The organism is Cellulomonas hominis, assembly GCF_005239125.1.
GTDB lineage: Bacteria > Actinomycetota > Actinomycetes > Actinomycetales > Cellulomonadaceae > Cellulomonas > Cellulomonas hominis_A.
The window spans coordinates 1-4,536 of record NZ_SZYE01000249.1 but is presented as its reverse complement, the minus strand read 5'-3'; the positions used below and the strand labels follow the sequence as shown (position 1 = coordinate 4,536).

Annotated in this window: 5 protein-coding genes and 1 pseudogene; 1 reads left to right on the top strand and 5 read right to left on the bottom strand. The window is 76.0% G+C overall.

The window, feature by feature from the left end:
• From FA014_RS18160 to rpmE, 5 genes are all read right to left on the bottom strand, one after another.
• On the bottom strand, window positions 1-1,125 hold a 1,125-nt coding region (locus FA014_RS18160), incomplete at its 3' end, for an MraY family glycosyltransferase (RefSeq protein WP_154731023.1).
• Window positions 1,122-1,781, bottom strand: coding sequence for an L-threonylcarbamoyladenylate synthase (locus FA014_RS18155; RefSeq protein WP_230323377.1), 660 nt, complete (start codon window positions 1,779-1,781; stop codon window positions 1,122-1,124). The genes FA014_RS18160 and FA014_RS18155, both read right to left, overlap by 4 nt.
• The gene (prmC, locus tag FA014_RS18150; protein WP_154731024.1) at window positions 1,778-2,695 is read right to left on the bottom strand and encodes a peptide chain release factor N(5)-glutamine methyltransferase; all 918 of its coding nucleotides are present in this window, start codon (window positions 2,693-2,695) and stop codon (window positions 1,778-1,780) included. The genes FA014_RS18155 and prmC overlap by 4 nt, the downstream gene beginning before the upstream one ends.
• 38 nt (window positions 2,696-2,733) lie before the next feature.
• Complete coding sequence (gene prfA / locus FA014_RS18145) at window positions 2,734-3,825, bottom strand: peptide chain release factor 1 (RefSeq protein WP_154731022.1); 1,092 nt, start codon at window positions 3,823-3,825, stop codon at window positions 2,734-2,736.
• A 150-nt stretch (window positions 3,826-3,975) separates the two neighbouring features.
• Window positions 3,976-4,191, bottom strand: coding sequence for a 50S ribosomal protein L31 (gene rpmE, locus FA014_RS18140; RefSeq protein ID WP_154731021.1), 216 nt, complete (start codon window positions 4,189-4,191; stop codon window positions 3,976-3,978).
• Window positions 4,192-4,341: 150 nt separating this feature from the next.
• Here rpmE and FA014_RS18135 point away from each other — a divergent pair.
• A pseudogene (locus FA014_RS18135) lies at window positions 4,342-4,536 on the top strand (serine protease inhibitor); the annotation flags it as partial.

Genomic DNA, 4,536 nt, shown 5'->3' with positions numbered 1-4,536 from the left:
CACCCCGGGCGGCGGGCCCGGGGTGCCGCCGCCCGCGGTGCTGCGGCCGCGCAGCGGCCCGAGCGTCAGGGCCAGGGCCGCCAGCACGCCGACGGCGAGGCCGATCAGGACCGCGGTGGTCGAGAACCAGACGAGCGCGGTCGCCGCGCCGGTGAACACGAAGGTCCACACGTACAGGATGATCACCGCGCGCCGGTGGGAGTGGCCGAGCGCCAGCATCCGGTGGTGCAGGTGCATCCGGTCGGGGTGGAACGGGGACTTCCCCGAGCCGACCCGCCGGATCACCGCGAGGCCCATGTCCAGCAGCGGCAGCAGCAGCACCGCGAGCGGCAGCAGGATCGGCAGGAACGCGGGGAACGACTGCCGGGTCGAGGCGACCGCCGGGTCGATCTGCCCCGTCACCTGGATGCCCGCCGCCGCGATCACCAGGCCGATCAGCATCGAGCCGGAGTCGCCCATGAAGATCCGCGCCGGGTGGAAGTTGTGCGGCAGGAAGCCCACGCACGCCCCGACCAGCAGCGCGACCACGAGGGTCGCGAGGTTCGAGTAGTCCCCCGGGCTCGCCTCGCGGGTGAGCTGGTAGGAGTACAGGAAGAACCCGGCGCCGCCGATCGCGATCAGCCCGGCGGCCAGCCCGTCCAGGCCGTCGACGAAGTTCACGGCGTTCATCGCGACGACGACCACCAGCACGGTCAGCCCGAGCCAGATCCGGTCCGAGCCGAGCACCACCCCGTCGATCGGCAGCTGGTAGAGCTGCACGCCCATGGACGCCATCACGAACGCGGCGAGCACCTGGCCCACCAGCTTCGTCATCCAGTCCAGGTCCCAGATGTCGTCGGCGACGCCCAGCGCGCACACGATCGTGGCGGCGGCGGCGATGCCGATGATCGGCTCCGGGCGGTCGAAGACGTCCTCGAGGAACGGCAGCTGGCTCGCCATGACCAGGCCGACCATCAGCCCGGCCCACATCGCGAGCCCACCCAGGCGCGGCGTCGGGATGGAGTGCACGTCCCTGCTCCGCACGGCCGTGATCGCGCCCCAGCGGAGCGCGCACCACCGCGCCAGCGGCGTCAGCACGTACGTCGCCGCCGCGGCGATCAGCAGGAGCAGGAGGTACGCCCTCACCGGCCGGCGTCACCCTCCCGGACGGGGGCGACCTCGCGGAGCCGCTCCAGGGAGATGGCGCCCTGCCGGACGACGCGCAGCTCGTCGCCGGTGGCGTCCACGATCGTCGAGGCGACCTGCCCCGGGGTGCGGCCGCCGTCCAGGTAGGTCTGCACCCGGTCGCCGAGCTGCTCGTACGCCTCGCCGACCTCGAGCGCCGAGGGCTGGCCGGTGCGGTTCGCGCTGGACACCGCCATCGGGCCGGTGCGGCTGAGCAGCGCGAGCGCGACCGGGTGGTCCGGCACCCGCAGCGCGACCGTGCCGTGCGTCTCGCCCAGGTCCCAGGCCAGCGACGGCTGCGCGACCAGGATGATCGTCAGGCCGCCCGGCCAGAACGCCTCCGCGAGGTCGCGCGCCGCGGGGGGCACGCCCATGGCCAGGCCGTCCATCGTGCGCACGTCCGGCACCAGCACCGGCGGCGGCATCTGGCGGCCGCGGCCCTTCGCGGCGAGCAGCGCGGTCACCGCCGGGGGCGCGAAGGCGTCGGCGCCGATCCCGTACACCGTGTCCGTCGGCAGCACGACGAGGCCGCCGCGGGAGACGGTGTGCACGGCGGCGTCGAGGGCGGGGCCCCAGGTGGCGGGGTCGGTGGCGTCCAGCACGGCGTCGGCAGTCACGGCTGCGAGTCTCCCACGCCCGGCCGGGCGTCCGGACGCGGCTCGCTGGCGGCGCCGGCGCGGCGGCGGGCGACGAGCATCCGGGGCCGGCCGGTCAGGTCCGGGCGGGACGCGACCTCCTCGAACGCGCCGGTCGCCTCGGCGGCCGCGCGGGCCGCGGCGTCCTGCACCTCGGCGTGCTCCATCACCAGCAGCCCCCCCGGCACCAGCAGGCGCGCGGCGGCGGCCAGCACCGCCCGCGGCACCTCCAGCCCGTCCGCCCCGCCGCCGTACAGCGCCAGGTCGGGGTCGTGGTCGCGGACCTCCGGGTCGACGGGCACCGCGTCCGGCGGGATGTACGGCGGGTTCGACACGACGACGTCGACCGTGCCGTCCAGGTCCGCGAGCAGCGCCGCGTCGCGGACGTCGCCGAGCTCCACCCGGACCTGCGTCGCGCCGACCCGCTCGCCGTTCGCGCGGGTCAGCGCCACGGCCGCCGGGGACGCGTCCACCGCGGCCACCCGTGCCTCGGGGACCTCGGTCGCCAGCGACAGGGCGATGCCGCCCGCGCCGCAGCACAGGTCCACGACGACCGGGGCGCGGCCCTCGGTGACCAGGCGCGCGGCCTCGTCGATGCCGACCTGCGCGACCGTCTCCGTCTCCGGCCGGGGCACGAACACGCCCGGCTCGACGCGCAGGTTCAGGTAGCGGAACACCGTCGACCCGACGATGTGCTGCAGCGGCTCCCGCCGCCGGCGCCGGTCGACCAGCCCCGCGTACTCCTCGGTGAACCCGTCCGGCACCGGCGGCGCCAGGACCAGGTCGAGGCGCGGCAGCCCGAGCGCGTGCGCCGCCAGCTCGGTGGCGTCGTGCCGCGGCGAACCGACACCCGCCTCGGTCAGCACCCGGGTGGCGGCGTCGACGAGCACGCGCATCGTCGGGGCGCCCCCGGCGGGCGCCGGGCCCGGGGCGGTCACCGCTCCCCCGCCGCGGCCAGCCGGGCGGCCTCGTCCGCGTCGACCGCCGACTGCACGACCGGGCCGAGGTCCCCGTCGAGCACGGCGTCCAGGTTGTACGCCTTGTAGCCCGTGCGGTGGTCGGCGATCCGGTTCTCCGGGTAGTTGTACGTCCGGATCCGCTCCGAGCGGTCGACGGTGCGGACCTGGGACCGCCGGGCCGCGCTCGCCGCCGCGGCGGCCTCCTCCTGGCGGGCCGCGAGCAGCCGGGCGCGCAGGACCCGCATGGCCTGCTCGCGGTTCTGCAGCTGCGACTTCTCGTTCTGCATCGACACGACGATGCCGGTCGGCACGTGGGTGATCCGCACGGCCGAGTCGGTCGTGTTCACCGACTGCCCGCCGGGACCCGAGGACCGGTAGACGTCGATCCGCAGGTCGTTCGGGTCGATCTCGACCTCGCCCTCGTCCTCCACCTCGGGGAAGACCAGCACGCCCGCCGCCGAGGTGTGGATGCGGCCCTGCGACTCGGTGACCGGCACCCGCTGCACGCGGTGCACGCCGCCCTCGTACTTCAGGCTCGCCCACACGCCGTCGGCCGGGTCGGTGACCGAGCCGCGCGCCTTGATCGCGACCTGCACGTCCTTGTACCCGCCCAGGTCGGACTCCGTCGACTCCAGCGTCTCCGTCCGCCAGCCCCGGCGCTCGGCGTACCGCAGGTACATCCGCAGCAGGTCACCGGCGAACAGCGCGGACTCCTCACCGCCCTCACCCGCCTTGATCTCCAGGATCACGTCGCGGGCGTCGTCCGGGTCGCGCGGCACCAGCACCCGGCGCAGCTTCTCCGCCGCGTGCTCCTCGGCCTCGGCCAGCTCCGGCAGCTCGGCCGCGAACGCGGCGTCGTCCTGCGCGAGCTCGCGGGCGTCCGCGAGGTCCTCCGCCGCCGCCCGCCACGCGCCGTGCGCCTGCGCGACCCGGCCGAGCTCGGCGTACCGCCGGCCGAGGGTGCGGGCCAGCGCCTGGTCGGCGTGCACCGCCGGGTCGGCGAGCTGCTGCTCGATCCGCGCGTGCTCGTCGAGCAGCGGGCGGGCGGCCGCGAACGGGTCGGTCATCGCGGGTTCTCCTGGGGGGGCGGGCGCCGCGGCGCGTGGCGTCGCCGGTCGCCCGGCGGCCTGCGGGGACGGCGGACCCGGCCCCGGACATGCGAAGACGCCGGTGCCCGGCGGTCCTCGGGGGACCGCCGCGCACCGGCGTCAGGACGGCTAGTTCGCCGAGCGCTTGCCGTAGCGCGCCTCGAACCGGGCCACGCGGCCACCGGTGTCGAGGATCTTCTGCTTGCCCGTGTAGAACGGGTGGCAGGCGCTGCAGACGTCGGCGCGGATCTCGCCGGAGGTCTCGGTGGAGCGCGTGGTGAACGTGTTGCCACAGGTGCAGGTCACCTGGGTCACCACGTACTCGGGGTGGATGTCAGTCTTCACAGGTGTTCTCCTCGGGTAGGGCCTCCGGGTCGTGCGCGCGAGCCGCGCACGTGAACCGCAGACCGACGGGACAGTCTGCCAGAACAGCGGGCGGGGCGGAAATCTTCCCCGGGTCGCGAGCCCACCCGGGCCGACCTAGCGTCGAGGCCGATGAGCACGCGACGCACCCCGCTGACCCTGTCCGCCCTGGCCACCACGGCCCTGCTCCTCGCCGGGTGCACCGGCGGCGACGACGTGGCCTCCGGTACCCCCGCCGGCACCCCGGCCGGCACGCCGCCGGCCACCACCGCGCCGCCGACGGCGGACCCCGCGGGCGGCGCGCAGCAGCCCGGCCACCCCGCGCCC

What these genes read in the sequence shown, in the direction of transcription:
- prfA (WP_154731022.1), bottom strand. Translation starts at nt 3,825, where the DNA reads ATGACCGACCCGTTCGCGGCCGCCCGCCCGCTGCTCGACGAGCACGCG.
- prmC (WP_154731024.1), bottom strand. Translation starts at nt 2,695, where the DNA reads ATGCGCGTGCTCGTCGACGCCGCCACCCGGGTGCTGACCGAGGCGGGT.